We start from the raw sequence: 18,122 nt of genomic DNA on the forward strand, positions 1-18,122 counted from the left end.
GAACCGTCAACGACCGGCCGTCCGCCTTCCCGGAAAAGGAGGTGTCCGAAATCGGGCCGGTTACTCCGGCGGCTGTCGCTGCGGTCTTACCAAGCGCTAGTTTTGCACCATGCGGATCTTCGTCACCGGCGCCTCCGGGTTCGTCGGATCCCATGCCGTCCGCGCGCTCCTCGCCGCCGGTCACCGGCCGCGCGCGCTGGTCCGGGACCCGGGCAGGACGGCCAAGGTCCTGCAGGCGATCGGTGTCGCGGCCGAGGAGGTGGAACTCGTCCCAGGCGACATGCTGGACGCGGACACGGTGTCCGAGGCGCTCGCCGGCTGCGACGCCGCGATCCACACCGCCGCCGCCATCGGGGTGACCGGCGGAGCCGGCGACCTGGTGCAGGTCAACGTCCAGGGGACCCGCAACGTGGTCGGCGCGGCCGTCGCCCAGGGCCTCTCCCCGGTGATCCACGTGTCGACGGTCGCGGTGTTCGTCCCGCCGGCCGGCCAGGTCATCACCGCAGGGGACGCCCTGGCGAGCCCCAGGACCGACTACGGCAGGTCCAAGCTCGCGGCCGAGCGGTACGTGCGCGGCCTGCAAGCGGACGGCGCGCCCGTCACGATCGTCTACCCGGGCGGCGTGTGCGGCCCGGACCAGCCGACGCTGGACGCGCTGATGGAGGGATTCGCGGCGGCGCTCGGCAAGGTGTGGCCGCTCCCAGGAGGCGGCGTCTCGGTCATCGACGTCCGTGACCTGGGCGAGGCTTTGGCACGTTCCGTCGAGACCAGGCAGGGGCCGAGCCGCTGGGTGCTCGGCGGCCACTACCTGACATGGCAGCAGTGCGCCGACCTGTGCGACCGCCTGACCGGCGTCAAGTGCCGCCGTGTACGCGTCCCCAGTCGTGTCATGCTCGGACTGGGTTCCGTGTTGGACGCGGCCAAGCGCGTCCATCATTTCGACTACCCGCTCACCCGTGACGCCGCCGACTTCATGGTCACGCTGGTGCCCACCGACGACCGCCCGGTCCTGGACGCGCTCGACCTCACCTTGCGTCCCGTCGAGGAGACGGTGGCCGACGCCCTACGGTGGCTGGCCGAGAGCGGCCACCTCAACCCACGCCGGGCCGGACGGCTCGCCACCAAGGAGACACCGATGCCGACTCTCATCCAGCGCACGTTCGGGCCGGTCTTCCACCGGGTCTCGGGCGCCGCATGGTTCTCCAAGGTGGGTCCCAAGATCGTCCCGCCCGTGGACAAGACGCTGCACAGGCTCAGCGGCGGACGGCTCCTGCTCGGCCAGCTCCTCGTCCCGAGCCTCGTCCTGACGACGACCGGCGCCGTGAGCGGCCTCCCCCGGCAGACCCCGCTCGCCTGCCTCCCCGACCCAGAGGGCGGCTGGTACGTCGTCGGTTCGAACTTCGGCCGCGAGAAGCATCCTGCCTGGACGGGCAATCTCCTGAAGAACCCCGACGCGGAGGTCAGCTTCCAGGGCCGTCCCGTTCCCGTGACCGCGCACCTTTTGGACGACGCGGAACGCAAGGAGATCTGGCCCCGGCTCACCGCCGTATGGCCCGTCTACGACCGTTACGTCGAGCGCATAGACCGGCAGATCAGAATTTTCCGTCTGACACCCCGCTAAGTGCCGCGAAAGGTTCTCGACAGGCGACGGCCCAGGAACAGATAGGCGATCACCGCACCGATGACGTTGAGGATGACGTCGTCGACGTCGAACGCCCGCCCCACCACGAAGGCGCCCTGGATCGTCTCTATGGTCAGCGAGAACATGCCGGTCACCAGTGCGAGCCGAATGGGACCGCGCAGGGTCGTCCAGATGATCGGCAACAGCACGCCCATGGGCGCGAGCAGCACCAGGTTGCCGCCTATCTGGGGCAACGCCTCCTTGGTGGGGCGGTCCAGGTAGAAGCGGACCGAACGGCCCGGGTCGGTGTTCCCGCCCGCCTGCCCATTGTCGTGGACGGGCGTCAGAGTGAGCCTGAACGCGAAATAGAAGAAGATGCCGAGACAGCCCAACGCGATGGTCACGACGATCACGCGAAGGACGATGATGTACCACGAAACCCGTTCACCCGCCGGGGCGGGCTGCCACATCGCCACCAACACGCAGCCGGTGTCCCCGGGCCCGTCCCGCTCCATGCGCCCGGCCGGAATTTGGGTCGACCGAAACTCCAATTGACGTCGAAACGCCCGCGCCGGGACGAACCCGGCGCGGGCGTTTCCGATGAGGGTCAGGCGGCCACCGCGGCCGTGGTGGCCGGCTCCAGGGCCAGGTCCAGCACCTCGCGGACGTCGCTGACGGTGAAGACCGTCATGTTGTCCAGCACCTCGGCCGGGACGTCCTCAAGGTCCGGCTCGTTGCGCTTCGGGACGATCGCGGTGGTGATGCCGAGCCGGGACGCGGCCAGCAGCTTCTGCTTCAGCCCCCCGATCGGCAGCACCCGCCCGGTCAGCGACACCTCGCCGGTCATCGCCACGTCCGCCCGGACCGGCCGGCCCGACAGCAGGGACGCCAGCGCCGTCGTCATGGTGATGCCCGCACTCGGGCCGTCCTTCGGGATCGCGCCGGCGGGCACGTGGACGTGCACGCCGCGGTCCTTCAGGTCGCCGACCGGCAGCTCCAGCTCCGCCCCCCGCGAGCGCAGGTAGCTGAGCGCGATCCGGGCCGACTCCTTCATGACGTCGCCGAGCTGCCCGGTGAGCGTCACGCCCGTGTCGCCGGTCTCCCGGTCGGCCAGCGACGCCTCGATGTAGAGGACGTCGCCGCCCGCGCCGGTGACAGCCAGGCCCGTCGCGACGCCCGGCACACCGGTGCGGCGCTCGTTCCTGCTCAGCTCGACCTCCGGAGTGAACCTGGGCCGTCCCAGGTAGTCCTTCAGGTCGTCCGCGCCGATCTGGACGGGCAGCGTCGCCTTCTCCAGCGCGACGTTGGCCGCGACCTTCCGCAGCACCCGCGCGATCGAGCGGTCCAGGGACCGGACGCCGGCCTCGCGGGTGTACTCCGACGCCAGCAGCCGAAGGGCGTCATCGCCGAAGCCAACCTCGGACGCCTCCAGCCCGGCCTTGTCGAGCTGGCGCGGCAGCAGGTGGTCGCGGGCGATCGTGACCTTCTCGTGCTCGGTGTAGCCGTCCAGCTGCACCAGTTCCATCCGGTCGAGCAGCGGCCCGGGGATCGCCTCCACCACGTTCGCCGTGGCGAGGAACAGCACGTCGCTCAGATCGAGCTCCACCTCCAGGTAGTGGTCCCGGAAGGTGTGGTTCTGCTCGGGGTCGAGGACCTCCAGCAGCGCCGCCGTCGGGTCGCCCCGGTAGTCGGCGCCGACCTTGTCGACCTCGTCCAGCAGGACGACCGGGTTCATCGAACCGGCCTCGCGGATGGCGCGGACGATCCGTCCCGGAAGCGCACCCACGTAGGTACGGCGGTGACCGCGGATCTCGGCCTCGTCCCTGACGCCGCCCAGGGCGACACGGACGAACTCGCGTCCCATGGCCCGCGCGACCGACTCGCCCAGCGACGTCTTACCGACGCCAGGGGGACCGGTCAGCGCCAGAACCGCACCGCTCCTGCGGCCGCCCACGACACCCAGGCCACGCTCCTCACGGCGCTTGCGCACGGCCAGGTACTCGACGATGCGCTCCTTGACGTCATCGAGCCCGGCGTGGTCGGCGTCCAGGATCTCCCTGGCGCCCGCGATGTCGTAGGCGTCCTCGGTCCGCTCGTTCCACGGGATGTCGAGGACGGTGTCCAGCCACGTGCGGATCCAGCCGCCCTCCGGTGAGGCGTCGGACGACCGCTCCAGCTTGTCGACCTCCTTCAGCGCCGCCTCGCGCACCTTCTCGGGGAGGTTCGCGGCCTCGATCCGGGCCCGGTAGTCGTCCTCCTCGTCGGCCGGGTCGCCGTTCAGCTCGGCCAGCTCCTTGCGGATGGCCTCCTGCTGCTGCCGCAGCAGGAACTCCCGCTGCGTCTTCTCCATGCCCTCCTGGACGTCCTTGCGGATGGTCTCCGCCACGTCCAGTTCGGCGAGGTGGTCGCGCGTCCACCCGATCACCAGGTCGAGCCGCTCCACCACATCGACGGTCTCCAGGACCTCGATCTTCTGCTCGTCCGTCAGGTAGGGCGCGTACCCGGCGTTGTCGGCCAGCGTGGACGGGTCGTCGATCTGCTGCACCACGTCCACGACCTGCCAGGCGCCCCGCTTCTGCAGGATCGCGCTGACCAGGCCCTTGTACTCCTTCGCCAGCTCCTGCGCGCGCCCGGACGCCGGCGGCGCCTCGATCACGGTTCCCTCGACCCACAGCGCCGCGCCCGGCCCGGTCGTCCCGGTCCCGATCCGCACCCGCCGCACGCCGCGGACGACCGCGCCCGGCTCACCGCCGGGCAGCCGCCCCTCCTGCTCGATCACGCCGAGCGTCCCGATGCCGGCGTACTGCCCGTTCAGCCTGGGCACCAGCAGCACCCGCGGCTTGCCCGCCGACCGGATGCCCGGCCCCTTGGACTGCGCCACCGCCCGCGCGGCCTCGATGGCGGCCCGGACCTCGCCGCTCTCGGACAGGTCCAGAGGCACCACCATGCCGGGCAGAACGACCCCGTCTTCCAGGGGCAGCACCGGCAGCGTCAGGGTCTCGCTCATGCTCAGCTCCAAGTCCGTAGGTCGACCCAACCTCAAGTTGAGTCATACACACTCAAGAAAACGGAGCAGCATTTTGTTTCCGCAGCAACGTTCGCTCTCAGCGATCACCCCCGTGCGTCCGTGGAAGTACTTCGCCCTTCGAACCTGCATTACGGTGACCGCATCACGCCGCCCGCCCAGCACCGACCCGGAGACTTCACGGTGAGCCGGTCTTCCCCACGCCATGCTCCCGTCGGACGCCAGGCGGCGATCCGGTTGATGAGGGCGGGCCGCATCGAGGAATTGCAGCGGCTGGCCGAGGCCGGTGATCCGCAGGGGGCGCGGCAGTTGGCCGTCCTGCTGGCCAGCACGGGGCGCATCGACGAGCTGCGGAGCCGTGCGGACAATGGAGATCGTTTCGCTCGCCGGCAATTGGCCGACTGGTTGGTGGGCCAGGGCCGGATCGACGACGCCATCAATGAACTGCGGCCACTGGCCGACGCCGGCGACGAGGGCGGTACCTGGCGCCTGGCACGCCTGCTGGCGGGCCGGGGACGCGTCAAGGAGGCCATGGCGGAGTTGCAGAGGGTCCGATTGGACGACCGATGGCGCGTATGCGCTTGGCTGGCGAGTCAAGGGCGAATCGACCTCCTCCAGCAGCGGGCCGCCTCCGGGGACGACGCCGCGTGGGGAGAATTGCGCTGGATCATTCAAAGGCTGTGGCGGGCGGCCCGCGTCGGCGAGGGCGTCAAGCTGCTCATCACCTTCCCCACCAGTGATCGAGATCTCGACCAGGCGTTGCTGAACATCGCCAAGGGCTGGCGGGAGGGTCGCTTCCGCCTTCGCGAGGAGGCCATCGGCTTGCTGGGAGGCGTCGACCACCCGCTCTGCCGGCGAACACGGGCAGGATTGCTGCTTCTCCAAGGCCGCCGGGACGAGGCGATCAGCGAGCTTCGAGCGCTGGCCTCCAGAGGAGACCGCATCGCAGGACGCGACCTGGCCGCAGTGCTGTCCGCCCGGCAGCCGGCCCGGGAGCTCAGAGCGATCGACCTCACCGGCGGCGGCTACGTGTGCGCGCTGGCCTTCACCCCGGATGGGGCGATGCTCGCCACCTGCGGCGGTAACGACCAAACGATCCTGCTGTGGAACCCCGTCACCGGCGAGCATCTCCACACCCTGCCGACCTTCGGCGTCGCCCGTGCGGCCGCCTTCAGCCCTGACGGGACGCTGATGGCCGGGAACGGCGGCGGGCGGGTGCGGCTCTGGAACCCGGAAACCGGCGAACACATCCACGCCCTCAGCACGAGGGCCAACGCCGTTGCCTTCGGCCCCGACGGGACCCTCCTCGCCACCGCGGGCAACGACAGGGTCCGGCTCTGGGACCCGGCGACCGGTGAACACGTCGGCGACCTCGGTGACAGCGGTGCCGACGCGGTCGCGTTCCACCCCGGTGGACGCCTGGTGGCCACCGGCCGATCGGTCCTCTGGACCGATGCCGCCGTCCGGATGTGGGACCCGGCGACCGGCGAACAGATCAGCGTCCTCGACACAGGCGCCGACGCGGTCGCCTTCAGCCCGGACGGGACGCTTCTCGCCACCGCCGACCGAACCGATGGGACTGTGCGGCTCTGGCCTGTCACCGTGTAGATCTCGGCTCTCGGTGGCGAGGTACAACGGCGGAAAGGGGGGTTCCCTTCCCGCCGTTGCGGGTCAGCGGCGTCTTGCGCCGCGGTGTCGCGTCCCGTCGCCGAGCACGGCGGCGGGAGGCTTCTTGAGCGAAGAGACTCTGACGGCCGTGGCGGCGATCAGGAGGATGGCCGCCCAATCTCCGAGCGCGAGTCCCTGTTTGGAGGGGAGCCACCCCATCGCCGCGCCGACCTGCGCCACCAGGGCGTGGACCGGCGACGAGAGTGACTGCATCATCGCAACGTCGCCCTTCGGGGAACGACGGAGCGCGGCGTTGATCAGCAGGACCGGCAGGAACAGCGTGAGCAGACCCGCCAGACCGGCTGTGGAGAAGAGGCCCCAGGACATCCATCCGGACCCGTGCAGCACGAACACCAGTACGAAGAGCACCGGTGCCGCCAGCAGATTGGCGATGGCGGCGCCCTGGTCCTCCAGTCCGTGCTTCTTCATCCGCCCCAGGGTGTCGATCGTGTTCCAGACACACAATGCGCTGACCACGGCGCACGGCATCCCCAGAGACTCGCTCCCGCCCTGCAGCGGCCAGTTGAGCACGACGACCCCGCCCAGCACGAGTGCACGCCCGCACAGGTGCTTGACGCCCCATGCGGTCGCACCGAGCCGCAAGATCATGGCGAAATCCACCGAAAGGTAGCCGAGCACCACGACGGCGGCGACGGTGCCCAGCGTCAGGCCCTGGACGGCGAACGGGTAGGCGATCGCCACGATCGCGTTTCCCGCCGCCAGACGGGCGATCAGCCACCGCATGGCGGTGCTGTATCGCCTGAATGGAGACCGTCCTGTGAACAGCATCAGTGCGCAAAGGGCGACAGCACCGACCGACTGCATCGGTCCTGCCACTTCCAGCGCCGGATAATCTGTCGTGAACGCGTAGCCGATGCCACCCGATAACAGGCTGGCAACGACGAGCCCCCTCCCGGCGAGGCGCCGGCGAGGGTGGGGTGAAGAGGACATGCGTCCGCCCCTTTGTTTGTAAGGGGCCGAGCACTCCGCGAGCGAGCGGCCACCGGTCCTGCGAACCGGTGGCCGAGCTCTGGGAGCGGTCAGCCACCGGTTCCGCGAACCGGCAAGGGAGACCGTGCGGGGCGGTGGCGAGTTGTCAACTAAACCAGTCGAAAAACTGGAGAATCTCGCCGGAGCCGGGGGCTCGCACCATGCGGAGGTAAAGGACGCTTCGCGATCTTGATTCTTTGCGCGGGGGCCGGTTTACGTGCGCATGACGCGCGGGTACTTAACGCAACGAGATCGTGACACACGGTGAACGAGAAGGCCTCGGGGCGGCAAAGCCCCAGGTCGTGGGACGGGAGGCGGCGGATGAACCGTACGGAGCACAAGATCCGGACCGCCCCCGCGCCCCTCCCCCGCACGGCCCGGCCCGATACGGCCGAGGGCGTTCGCGGCGCGCCGAACCGCGGCCGGCACCGCCCCCCGGCGGATGCCGCGGCGACGGCACACGGCGACACACCTCGGGTCCTCGGCCGTATCGGACCGGACCGGCGTCATCGTCCTCCCCTGGGCCCGGTGCCGCCCGCCCCCGCGGCACCGGCGTCCCCGACGGCCGGGCCGGCCGCGGCGGCGAGCCGTGCCGCCGGTCCGGCCGCAGGCATCCGGGCGCCGCGACGGCGCCCTCCCCCGAACGCCGGACGATCGCCCGCGTCCGGCCGGGCACGGAGAGGAGGTGGGAATCAGCCGCGACACGAACCGGCGTCCCGCCGGTGAACCCGGGCGGCCGGAACTCCGTCCGACCCCCGTCCCGGCCGCCCACGCAGTAGGGATCGCTGCGGAACCGGGCCCGTGGAGGCGCGACACCCTCCACGGGCCCGGTTCAAAGCTTCCTGCGCCAGATCTGCCCGGTGATGACGTCCCCGAAGCGTTCGGCCGGGGGCTCCTCCTCGTCCAGGACGAACCCGGCCCGTTCGTAGAGGCGATGCGCGGGACGCTGGAGCGCCGTGGTCCACAGCATGATCTCGGCGTAGCCGGCCTCGGCGGCGAACCGGACGCACTCGGCGACCAGCGCGGCCCCGACGCCCGTTCCGCGGGCGGCGGGCTCCACGTGCAGCAGCCGGAGCTGCGCGACGTCGTCCTCCCGCCGGACGCAGAACACGGCGCCCAGCCGGTCGCCGCCGGACTCGGCGATCCACGCGTTCTCCCGTTCCGGGTCGTGGCCGCGCACGTAGTCGGCGACGACGGAGGCGACCAGAGCCTCGTAGGTGCGGTCCCAGCCGCACTCCTCGTCGTAGAGGGCGCCGTTGCGCTCCACCACCCAGCCGAGATCGCCGGGACGCGGCGGGCGCAGGACGAAGGCGTCCCCGCGCGGGCGGTCGCCGAGGATGCCGTTGATGGAACGCATCGCGGCGAGGAGGCGGTGGCGGTCGCCGGGGTCCAGCCCGGTCAGCAGCCCGCGGATCTCGGCCACGGACCGCTCGTCCAGCATGGCGAACACCTCGCGGCCCCGCGGGGTGAGCCGGACGATCTGGCGGCGGGCGTCCTCCGCCGCACGCTCCCGGACGACGAGGCCGTCGGTCTCGAACCGGGCCAGCATCCGGCTGAGGTAGCCGGCGTCGAGGTCGAGAACGCGGCGCAGGGCGAGGACCTCGGTGTCCTCCCGCTGGGCCAGCTCGAAGATCACCCGTGCCTCGGTGAGGGAGTACGGCGACCGGACGAGTCCCTCGCCGAGCACACCGATGACGCCGGTGTAGAAGCGGTTGAACGCGCGGACGGTGCCGACGTCCTCCCGGGTCACCTCCATGCCGCTGCCTCCAATGTTTGACTCAGTCAAACATTAGACCGGCGAGGGGAAAGGCGCCAGCCCCGGAAGCGTCAGGCGTTCGCCTCGACCTTGGCGGGCGGCAGCGTGCGCGCCTCCTGGACGACCTTGCGCTCGACGAAGAAGGTCATCAACGGGACGATGCCGCCCAGCACGATCATGACCATCCTGGTGAGCGGCCAGTCCGTACGCCGCCAGAGGTCGTACGCGGCCGCCAGGTAGACCATGTAGAGGAAGCCGTGCACGGGCGCGACGATGCCCGCCAGCATCGGCATGTCGGTGGGCCCGTACTTGAGGATCATGCCGATCGTCAGCAGCACCAGCAGCGTGCCGACCACAAGCGCCAGGATCCGGTACCTGGTCACCGCGCCTTCCACAGGAGCACACCTTTCACGTCAACGGCCCGCGAGGCGGGGTCAGCCGCGTCCGCGGCTCTGCGAGTTGAGCCGGGCGAGGTAGCGGTTGTAGGCCGCGAGGGCGGGGTCCTCTTCCTCCTGCTGCCGGATGATCTCCCGCTTGACCTTGGCCTCCGCCGGTTCCTCCAGGACCTTCGGGGCCGGCTGCACCCCGGCCCGCTCGTCCCGGATCATCTTGACCCACATCACGATGACGAAGATCGCGAAGATCGGCCACTCGAACGTGTAGGCCCAGCTGCGGTCGTTGCCGCCCTGGGCGCGGTCGAACTGCCACCAGCCGAAGCCGATGAACGCGCCGCACAGCACGATCGCGAGCGCGTGCAACCCGAGCCAGCCTGGGGTGAGGAACCGTCGCACGTCACCGAGCCTACCGCCGGTCCCGCGCGCCGCGTCCCCGACCCCGTCCGGGCGCGCGGGCGGTCATCCGGGGACCGGCCCCACATAGACCGCGCGGGGACGCAGCGGGCTGCGCCGGCCGTACTCCTCCAGCGCGTGCGCGAGCCATCCGGCGGTGCGGGCGACCGCGAAGACCGCCTCGCCGGCCCCCGGGACGAGCCCGGCGACCGCGCCCAGCGTCGCGAGCGCGAAGTCGACGTTGGGCCTCGGCAGGCGGCGCCGGGCGGCCTCGTCCAGGACGGCCTCCGCGGCGGCGAGCCGGTCGTGACCGGGCGCCGCGGCCCGGACGAGGTCCATCAGCAGCGTGAAGCGCCCGTCGCCGGACTTGTACACCGCGTGCCCGAATCCGGGGATGCGCTCGCCGCCGCGCAGCCGCTCCCCGATCACGCGGGACGCCCCCGCCGGATCGCCCACCTCGGCGATCAGGCGTTCCGCGCCGTAGGACGCGCCGCCGTGCAGCGGGCCGCTCAGGACCCCGAGCCCGGACGCGGCGACGGCGTACGGATCGGCGCGCACGGAGGCCGCGACCCGCGCGGCGACCGTGGACGCGGCGAGTTCGTGGTCGGCCAGCAGGATCATCGCGGCCTCGAAGGCGCGCAGCAGCCCGTCGCCCGGCGGACGCGGGCACAGGCGAGCCCAGAGCCGTTCGGTGAGGCGTCCGCCGCCCGGGACCGCACCGGCCGCCGGGAGGGCCTCCACGAGGCCGGCGATCAGCGCCCGCCCGGTCGCGGTGACGCCCTCGGGATCGTGGTGGTGGCGCAGCGGATCGGTCGCGGCGAGCGCGCTGACGATCAGCTGGAGCCGGTCGAGCGGCAGGAGCCCCGGCGGCAGCCCCGACTGGGCGGCGACGGCCGCGGCGACGCCGTCCGGCTGGGCGCGCCAGGCCGGCCCGTGGCCGTCGAGGCCCGTCCACAGCCACTCGGCGACGTCCTCGAACCCCATGGTCTCCGCCATGTGCAGGACGTCGCGCCCCCGGTAGAACGGCCGGTCGGGCCCGAGGGCGGTGATCGCCGACTCGATCGCCAGCTCTCCGGGGCCGGGTGGGCGGCGGGGCTTCCCTCGCCTGGCGAGCTCCTCCACCTGCGCGGCGTCGAAGAGGCTGCGGCGGCCGTCCGGCGCCCGCCTGCGCCGCAGGACGCCCCGGCTCACCCGTTGTCTTCTGGTGTGGAGCCCAGTCCCTCAGAATGGGGCGAAAATCCGGGCACGGTGCCGCACGATGGTCTCCCTTTTTTGTCTGTGGCGGTCGGTAACCTACTGGACATGTCTCGCTACCGTCTGCAGCCGACGCCCGCTCAAGAGCAGGCCCTGCTGGAGCACTGCGGGCACGCCCGGTTCGTGTGGAACCTGTCTGTCGAGCAGCATGCCTGCTGGCGGCCAGGCCGCCGGTCGGCGCCAGGGTTCGCCGAGCAATGCCGCCAGTTGACGCAGGCGCGGGCGGAGTTCGCCTGGCTGCGGGCGGGGTCGGTGACGGTGCAGCAGCAGGCGCTCAAGGACTTCCACCAAGCCATGGCCCACTTCTTCGCCGGCACCCACCGGCGCCCGACCTGGCGCAAGGCCGGACGGCATGAGGGGTTCCGGATCGTGGCGGTCGAGCCCTGCGACGTGCGGCGCGTCTCCCGCCGGGTCGGCCAGGTGAAGGTGCCCAAGGTGGGGTGGGTGCGGTTCCGCTGGTCCCGGCCCGTCCCCGACAGCGCCAAGTCCTACCGCATCACCCGGGACCGGGGCGGTCGCTGGCATGTCGCGTTCGCCGCGATCCCCGCCCCGATCCCCGCGCCCGGCGGCGGCGAGGTGGTGGGACTGGACCGTGGCATCGCCGTCAGTGCTGCGCTGTCGACCGGCGACCTGCTGCATGCCCCCGGCCTGCGTGAGACGGAGCGGGCCCGGCTGGGACGGTTGCTGCGCAGACTCGCCCGCACCCAGCGCGGGTCGAAGCGGCGGGCCCGGGTCAAGGCCGCCATCGCCCAACTGCGGGCCCGCGAGACCGACCGCCGCAACGACTGGATCGACAAGACCTCCACCGATCTGGCCCGCCGGTTCGACCTGATCGGAGTCGAAGCCCTCAGCATCCGGGGTATGACGCGGTCGGCGAAGGGCACGGTCGAGGCGCCGGGCCGCAACGTGCGGCAGAAGGCCGGGTTGAACCGGGGCATCCTGGCCAACGGGTGGGGCGGATTGGTGCAGCGGCTTGAGGACAAAGCACCCGGGCGCGTCGTGAAGATCGATCCGCGTAACACGTCGCGGACCTGTAGCGCCTGCGGGCATGTCGCCGGGGAGAGCCGCGAGAGCCAAACGGTCTTCTCATGCGTGGCCTGCGGGTATCGGGTCAACGCCGACGTGAACGCCGCCCGCAACATACGCGATACGGCCGCAGGGCATGCGGTCGCTGCACGGGGAGGCCCGCCGACGGGCGAGCCGGTGAACCGTGAACCTCAACACGACCTGCCCCTCACGGGGTAGCAGTCGCCGTTGGAATCCCCTTATGGGGGAGGATGCCAAGTAGGCGTACAACGTGGAAGAAACTGTCGGCACCGGACCTTATGTTCTCGGGCATGGCGAGCAGCGCGGTGGCGGCAGGGGTCGCACAGTCCTATACGTACGCACGGCCGTCCGGGCTGGAGGAGGGCCTTCTGGGGCTGTCCACGTCCGGTGGGACGACGAGCAGCGGGGCGCAGGCGCATCCGCGCTTCTTCAGCGGCGTGCTCACCCAGGCGGCGCCGGCCGCGGCGGCGATGCTCGGGCTGGCCGACGTCGCGCAGACCCGGTACTTCCAGCCGCGTCCCACCGCTTTCCGGGATCCGGTCGTCACGTGCAACGGCGACCGGATCCGGATGGAGTCGTTCTCCGCCTGCGGCGGCGTCTACGCCCGGCTGGACGTCCTGGAACCCGCGCTGGACGGCGAGGTACACGAGCGCGGGACGACGAACGTGGACGTCAACGGGCCGCTGCGCGAGGCCCTCGCCAGGGTGGGCGGTTCCGATCCGCTGCACCTGGCGGTCGGCGCCGAGGAACTGGCGGTGACCACGCTCGACGGCGCCGTCGTGGAGAAGAAGGTGCCGCTGCCCGACCGGTGGCTTCGCGGCTTCGCCGAGGTGCAGGTCATCACGGCGGGGTTCGATCTGCGCGGGGAGCTGAAGGGGCCCGACGCGGTGCGGTTCCTGCGCTCCCTGCCGCGCGGCTCGCGCGGGGCGCTGTGGGCGGTGCCCGCCGGGCGGACGCTCCGGGTCACGTCCCGTCCGGCTCCGGGGGCGGTGTGCCTTGCGGGGCCGGACCGGCTGCGGACGATGCTGCCGCTGCTCCGCTTCGCGCGGGCCATGCGCGTCTACGGGCCGGCCGTCAGCGGCGGCGGTCCCGTGGCGAGCGTCTGGGAACTGGAGCTGCCTGGCATGCGGTACGTCCTGACCCTGTCTCCCGAGCACTCGCGCGGCTTCTCCGGCGAGGGCGCCGTGCTGGACGCCCTGTCGACCGACGAGGCCGCGGGAGACGCCGACCTGGTCGGCGCGCTGCTGTCCTTCGAGCCGCGCGTGGAGCCGGACCTCCTCGCCGAGCGATCGGGGCTGACGCTGGAGCGGACGAAGGCCGCGCTGGTCCAGCTGGGCACGTCCGGGCGGGTCGGGTTCGACACCGCCGAGGCCGCGTTCTTCCACCGGGAGCTGCCCTACGATCCCGCGCGGGTGGCCGGTCTCAATCCGCGGCTGCGTTCTGCCCGCCGGCTCGTCGATGACGGCGCCGTGCGGTTCACCGGTGACGACACGGCGGTCGTGCTGAGCAACGGCGGTGAGCGTCAGGTCCGCTTCGACGGCGACCGCGTCACGTGCACGTGCCCTTGGTGGTTCGACCATCGGGGGGAGCGCGGGCCGTGCAAGCACGTCCTCGCCGCCCGCATCGTCCGCCGCGAGGCGACCGTGGAGGCGGGACGATGAGCGGCTGGGGCGAGATCCGGAAGGCCATCGACTCCGGTGATCTGGACCGGACGGCGCGCCTGGTCGCCGGGCTCGACGACGCCGCGCGCCGCGACGTCGCGAAAGAGCTGCCCGGCTGGTTGAAGGACATGCGCGCCGCCTCCGAGTACGGGTTCCTGGACCGCACGGTGCTGGAGCCGCTGCTGCTCACCGGCGCGGGGACGATCGGCGGGGCCGCCGCCGCGGCCCAGTGGCTGTGCCGCCGGGACCTGCGGCTGTGGTGGAGTCAGGACCGTTACGCCCGGCTCTGCACGGCGCTGTGCGCGGTGACGTCGACCCGCCCGGACGAGTGGCGCGCGGAGGTCGCCCGACGCGTCGCCGACCGCCTCCGCGTCTCCGACGGCGAATGGGCGCTCTGGCACATCGCGGCCGCCCTCACCAGGTCCGCCGGGGCGGCTCCCCCGGTGTCGGACGGCTTCGTGGTCGGCTGGGTGACGGACGGCGTCCTTCCGCACGACCTCGCCGGCGATCCGTTCCTGGACGCCCTGGTCCCGAAGCTGTTCGAGGCGGACGGAGTGGGCGCGGCCCTGGCCAGTGACGAATCAAGACTCCGCTGGGACAAGACCCGGGCGGGCACCTGGGCCGACGCCCTCGCCGGCTTGGCGCGCACCGGCCGCCTCGACCGCGCCCCCTTGCTGGACGGCTGTGTCAGCCGTTTCCTGCGCGGCGGCACGCCCCACAACCTCCGCTGGTTCGTGCGGCTGCACGACGCGCTGGAGCCCACCGAGGACGAGGCGGTGGCCCATGTGCGCGACTACGTCCGCCTCCTGCCCGCGGCGCCCTCGACCGTCGCCGCGCCGGCCCTGCGCGAGGTACGGCGGGCCGACGAGCTGGGGCGGCTGGACGACGCGCTGTTCGAAGAGGCCGCGGGAGCGGTGCTGTTCCGGCCGGAGAAGAAGCTCGTCCAGACCACGCTGACCTGGCTGGACAGGTCGGCACGCAAGCGCGACCGGGTCGACGCCACGCTGCGCGCCGTCGCCGCCGTCTTCGCGTCCGACGCCCTCGACCTCAGGGAACGCGCCGTGAAGATCGCCGTCAGGCACGCGGATCGCGCGAGCGGTGCGGTGCGCGAGGAGATCCGGGACGCCGCCGCCGACCTTCCCGCCGCCCTGCGCGAGCCGATCGCGACGGCGTTCGGCGAGGTCCAGGCGCCGGCCGAGCCGGAGCCGCCCATGGGCCCGCCGCCCTTCGTCCCGCGCGAGGCCCCGGCCCCCATCGGCTCTCTCGCCGAACTGGCCGAGGAGTTCGCCGTCCTGCTGCGGGCCCCCGAGGAGTGGCGCGCGGCCGAACGCTTCCTGGCCGCGCTCGTCGAGTTCGCCTACCGCGACCCTGAGGCGACCCGTGCGGCCCTTCGGAAGGCCGCCGACGGCACGGCGCAGTGGATCACGAATGCCGACGCCTACCCGTACATGCGCGCTCACGTCCGCGCGAGCTGGATCCAGTTCCCGGTGCAGAGCCTGCTCGTCCCGGCGACGCCGCACGGCCTGTTCAGCGTGCTCGGCTCGTTCCTCAAGGGGCGGTCCCGCAAGTCCGGGACGGTGTTCGAGCCGCAGATGCAGCGCTTCCTCACCCTGCGGAGACACGAGATCGCGTCCGCGGTCGGGAAGGTGCCCGTCCTGCTGGCGACGCCGACGGAAGGCAGCGGCCACGTCGACCCGGACGTCCTGGTCGACCGGCTCGAAAGGCTGGAGAAGGCCGGCGCCGAGCCCGGCCGGTCCGACCTGACGCAGGCGCTGCTGCGCGTCCCCCGCGACATCGACGCGGCCGCCGTGGTGCGCGCGAAGAATCTGACGTCCACGGCGGGCCGGGCCGTCGCGTCCTGGCTGGCCGAGGGCGGGCTGGCCGACCCCGACGTCGCCTGCGAGGTCCTCGCCGAGCCGGTCGGACGTGTCGGCGACCGGAAACTGCGGCTCCCGACCCGTGTCCTGTCCACGGTGGACGTGCCCGGCGATTCCGACATCGCGCATCTCTGCGCCTTCCCCGAAGAGGGCTGGACCGACTTCGGAAGGCCGACCTACAACGTGTCCACCACGTTCTGGCCGTCGGTGCTGCCTTCGCACCGGGAGGTCGCCGCCGCGCATCTCGTCCCCTGCCTGGCGGGCACCGACGACAGCGAATGGGAGCAGGGCGCCGTCATGCTCGACCTCGCGGAGGCCGGCGGCCCCACCGGCGCCGCCACCGGAACGCTGCTCGCCTACGCGCTCGCCAACCGGCACGCGGACGAGCGCGTGAACGCCGTCGAGGCCCTGCTCGCCTTCAGCGCCCAGGGCACCCTTCCGGCGGCCGGGACGGGCACGGCACTCGGAAGGCTGACCGCTTTCAAGCGCGTCACCCTCCCCCGCGCCGTGAAGGCTCTCACCACGGCCGCCGACGCGGGCGCCCATGCCGGCGTCTGGACGATCGTCGGCGCCGCGCTCCCGCACGCGCTCCCCGCCCCGGGCGAGCGCGCCGCCACCGGCCTGCCCGACCTCCTCGCCCTGGCCACCCGCCTGGCCGAGACCACCGGTGCGAAGGGCCCGATCCCCGCGGTGGAGGCCACGGCGGCCCGCGGCGGCTCCAGCCGTCTGGTGAAGGAGGCCGCCCGCCTCGCCCGCACCCTCGCAACGTGACGGCCCGCCGCGGTGTTGAGAGGAATGTCGGTCCCGTATGGGACGCTGAACCGTTGGGAAGGAGCGCTGGACGATGACCGAGACCCTCGCGTTCGGCACGGTCGGCACCGTGCTCGGCCGCCTGCTCGTCGGCGAGACGGAGACGGGCGTCGTCTCGCTGCACTTCCGCGACACCCCGGCCCACCGCGCCCGCGTCGCCAAGACGACCGGCCTGCCGGTCGTGGAGGCCCCTGGCCGGACGGCACCCGTCCTGTCCGCCCTGCGCGACTACTTCGCCGGCGACCTGAAACGCTTCGAGGTCCCGGTCGACTGGCGGCTCACGTCCGACGTCCAGCGGCAGGTGCTCTCGACGCTGTACGAGTCCGTCCCGTACGGGCGGACCGTCACCTACGGTGAACTGGGCGACCGCAGCGGCACCGGCGTGCACGCGCAGGTCATCGGCCAGGTGATGGGCAGCAACCCGATCCCGCTGATCGTGCCCTGCCACCGGGTCGTCGCCTCGAACGGCCTGGGCGGCTACAGCGGCGGCTCCGGCGTCGAGGTCAAACGCTGGCTCCTCACCCTGGAGGGCGCCGTCCCCGCCACGCTCGACTGGGACATCACCCGCGCCCCGTGACCGTCTCGGCGAGCCGCCGGGGGCCGGGTCAGGCGTGCGCCTCGGCGTAGGTGACGCCGGTAAGGGTCTCGGAGACCTTCCACAGGCGCTCTCCGAGGTTCGGACGGTCCGCCTGCGGGGGCGTGACCACCTTGACCGGGGCGCCGCGGTACTGCAGCAGGCGGGGGCCGTAGCTGGCGCCGCCCTGGACGTCCGGAGCCGTCGCCGCGTAGAGCGACGGGAGGGCGCCCGCGGCGGCGGACTGGGCCATCACCGTGTTGCCGAGGTCGGTGGCCTTCTCCATGAAGGTGTTGCCCTGCATCCTCGGCCCCGTCCGCTGCAGGTTCGTCGCGGCGTAGCCGGGGTGGGCGGCGACGCTGGTCAGCTCGGGGACGCGCCGGTCCAGTTCCTTGGCGAAGATCAGATTCGCGAGCTTGGCCTGGCCGTAGGCGGACCACTTGCGGTACCGGTGCTCGCCCTGCAGGTCGTCGAAGCGGAGCCGCCCGGCCCAGGCGAAGCCCGAGGTCACCGTGACGACACGGGCGGCGGACGCGGCGCGCAGCGCGGGCAGCAGCAGGCCGGTGAGCGCGAAGTGGCCGAGATGGTTGGTGCCGAACTGCATCTCGAACCCGTCGGCGGTGGCGCGGCGCGGGATGGCCATCACGCCGGCGTTGTTGACCAGGATGTCGAGGGGCCCGTCGCCGTGCTCGGCCGCGAACGTCCGGACGGACGACAGGTCGGCGAGGTCCAGGGAGCCGAGGACGATGTCGGCGTCCGGCGCGGCGGTCCGCATCCGGTCGAGGGCGGCTCCGCCGCGTTCGGCGCTGCGGCAGGCCAGCACGACGGACGCGCCGTGCCGGGCGAGTTGGAGCGCGGTGTGGTAGCCGATGCCGCTGTTGGCCCCGGTGACGATCGCCCGCCGCCCGCGCAGCTCGGGGATGTCGCCGGTCGTCCATCCGCCCATGGGGCACCTCCACGTCATATCTCGACTTCACAAGTTAGACGCGTGCTCGAATAGAGGGCAAGGAATCGCGATGTGGCGCGATTCACAGCCGCGGGCGCGCCCTCC

At 72.2% G+C, this 18,122-nt stretch carries 14 protein-coding genes; 6 read left to right on the forward strand and 8 right to left on the reverse strand.

Annotation, left to right across the window (positions count from 1 at the left end; genetic code table 11):
* Positions 1-109 precede the first annotated feature (109 nt).
* Positions 110-1,621, forward strand: a complete 1,512-nt coding sequence (locus ACQPXG_RS30615; protein ID WP_433462601.1) for a nitroreductase family deazaflavin-dependent oxidoreductase — start codon at positions 110-112, stop codon at positions 1,619-1,621.
* Here the strand turns inward: ACQPXG_RS30615 and ACQPXG_RS30620 are convergent.
* Positions 1,618-2,034, reverse strand: a complete 417-nt coding sequence (locus ACQPXG_RS30620) for a VanZ family protein (protein WP_433462602.1) — start codon at positions 2,032-2,034, stop codon at positions 1,618-1,620. The genes ACQPXG_RS30615 and ACQPXG_RS30620 overlap by 4 nt on opposite strands.
* A gap of 194 nt (positions 2,035-2,228) precedes the next feature.
* Positions 2,229-4,628 carry an endopeptidase La gene (lon, locus tag ACQPXG_RS30625; RefSeq protein WP_433462603.1) on the reverse strand — a complete coding sequence of 800 codons (2,400 nt, stop codon included), beginning with the start codon at positions 4,626-4,628 and terminating at the stop codon, positions 2,229-2,231.
* Positions 4,629-4,829: 201 nt separating this feature from the next.
* Here lon and ACQPXG_RS30630 point away from each other — a divergent pair, with 201 nt between their 5' ends.
* Positions 4,830-6,254, forward strand: coding sequence for a hypothetical protein (locus ACQPXG_RS30630; RefSeq protein ID WP_433462604.1), 1,425 nt, complete (start codon positions 4,830-4,832; stop codon positions 6,252-6,254).
* A 63-nt stretch (positions 6,255-6,317) separates the two neighbouring features.
* Here the strand turns inward: ACQPXG_RS30630 and ACQPXG_RS30635 are convergent, their stop codons facing one another.
* The 5 genes from ACQPXG_RS30635 to ACQPXG_RS30655 form a co-directional block, all read right to left on the reverse strand.
* On the reverse strand, positions 6,318-7,265 hold the full coding sequence (locus tag ACQPXG_RS30635) for a hypothetical protein (protein ID WP_433462605.1): 948 nt from the start codon (positions 7,263-7,265) through the stop codon (positions 6,318-6,320).
* A gap of 871 nt (positions 7,266-8,136) precedes the next feature.
* Positions 8,137-9,060 (reverse strand): bifunctional helix-turn-helix transcriptional regulator/GNAT family N-acetyltransferase, encoded by a 924-nt coding sequence (locus ACQPXG_RS30640; RefSeq protein WP_433462606.1) that lies wholly within the window; start codon positions 9,058-9,060, stop codon positions 8,137-8,139.
* 71 nt (positions 9,061-9,131) lie between these two features.
* Positions 9,132-9,443 (reverse strand): DUF3817 domain-containing protein, encoded by a 312-nt coding sequence (locus ACQPXG_RS30645; protein ID WP_433462607.1) that lies wholly within the window; start codon positions 9,441-9,443, stop codon positions 9,132-9,134.
* Between the two features lie 51 nt (positions 9,444-9,494).
* Positions 9,495-9,851 (reverse strand): hypothetical protein, encoded by a 357-nt coding sequence (locus ACQPXG_RS30650; RefSeq protein ID WP_433462608.1) that lies wholly within the window; start codon positions 9,849-9,851, stop codon positions 9,495-9,497.
* Between the two features lie 63 nt (positions 9,852-9,914).
* Complete coding sequence (locus ACQPXG_RS30655) at positions 9,915-11,039, reverse strand: citrate/2-methylcitrate synthase (protein WP_433462609.1); 1,125 nt, start codon at positions 11,037-11,039, stop codon at positions 9,915-9,917.
* 111 nt (positions 11,040-11,150) lie between these two features.
* Here ACQPXG_RS30655 and ACQPXG_RS30660 point away from each other — a divergent pair, with 111 nt between their 5' ends.
* From ACQPXG_RS30660 to ACQPXG_RS30675, 4 genes are all read left to right on the forward strand, one after another.
* Positions 11,151-12,347, forward strand: a complete 1,197-nt coding sequence (locus ACQPXG_RS30660) for an RNA-guided endonuclease InsQ/TnpB family protein (protein ID WP_433462610.1) — start codon at positions 11,151-11,153, stop codon at positions 12,345-12,347.
* Between the two features lie 92 nt (positions 12,348-12,439).
* The gene (locus tag ACQPXG_RS30665) at positions 12,440-13,810 is read left to right on the forward strand and encodes an SWIM zinc finger family protein (protein WP_433462611.1); all 1,371 of its coding nucleotides are present in this window, start codon (positions 12,440-12,442) and stop codon (positions 13,808-13,810) included.
* A complete protein-coding gene (locus ACQPXG_RS30670; protein WP_433462612.1) occupies positions 13,807-16,458 on the forward strand; it encodes a DUF6493 family protein in 2,652 nt (883 codons plus the stop codon). The genes ACQPXG_RS30665 and ACQPXG_RS30670 overlap by 4 nt, the downstream gene beginning before the upstream one ends.
* A gap of 73 nt (positions 16,459-16,531) precedes the next feature.
* Positions 16,532-17,074: a methylated-DNA--[protein]-cysteine S-methyltransferase gene (locus ACQPXG_RS30675; RefSeq protein WP_433462613.1), complete on the forward strand. Its 543-nt coding sequence runs from the start codon at positions 16,532-16,534 to the stop codon at positions 17,072-17,074.
* A gap of 28 nt (positions 17,075-17,102) precedes the next feature.
* Here the strand turns inward: ACQPXG_RS30675 and ACQPXG_RS30680 are convergent, their stop codons facing one another.
* Positions 17,103-18,017: an oxidoreductase gene (locus tag ACQPXG_RS30680; RefSeq protein WP_433462614.1), complete on the reverse strand. Its 915-nt coding sequence runs from the start codon at positions 18,015-18,017 to the stop codon at positions 17,103-17,105.
* Between the last annotated feature and the right edge of the window lie 105 nt (positions 18,018-18,122).

Origin of the sequence: Spirillospora sp. CA-128828 (assembly GCF_050945415.1) — a bacterium.
Lineage (GTDB): Bacteria > Actinomycetota > Actinomycetes > Streptosporangiales > Streptosporangiaceae > Spirillospora.

Bases quoted from the DNA above. Each gene is read 5' to 3' on its own strand.
- ACQPXG_RS30615 (WP_433462601.1), top strand. From the start codon at position 110: ATGCGGATCTTCGTCACCGGCGCCTCCGGGTTCGTCGGATCCCATGCC.
- lon (WP_433462603.1), bottom strand. From the start codon at position 4,628: ATGAGCGAGACCCTGACGCTGCCGGTGCTGCCCCTGGAAGACGGGGTC.
- ACQPXG_RS30635 (WP_433462605.1), bottom strand. From the start codon at position 7,265: ATGTCCTCTTCACCCCACCCTCGCCGGCGCCTCGCCGGGAGGGGGCTC.
- ACQPXG_RS30640 (WP_433462606.1), bottom strand. From the start codon at position 9,060: ATGGAGGTGACCCGGGAGGACGTCGGCACCGTCCGCGCGTTCAACCGC.
- ACQPXG_RS30660 (WP_433462610.1), top strand. From the start codon at position 11,151: ATGTCTCGCTACCGTCTGCAGCCGACGCCCGCTCAAGAGCAGGCCCTG.
- ACQPXG_RS30665 (WP_433462611.1), top strand. From the start codon at position 12,440: ATGGCGAGCAGCGCGGTGGCGGCAGGGGTCGCACAGTCCTATACGTAC.
- ACQPXG_RS30670 (WP_433462612.1), top strand. From the start codon at position 13,807: ATGAGCGGCTGGGGCGAGATCCGGAAGGCCATCGACTCCGGTGATCTG.
- ACQPXG_RS30675 (WP_433462613.1), top strand. From the start codon at position 16,532: ATGACCGAGACCCTCGCGTTCGGCACGGTCGGCACCGTGCTCGGCCGC.
- ACQPXG_RS30680 (WP_433462614.1), bottom strand. From the start codon at position 18,017: ATGGGCGGATGGACGACCGGCGACATCCCCGAGCTGCGCGGGCGGCGG.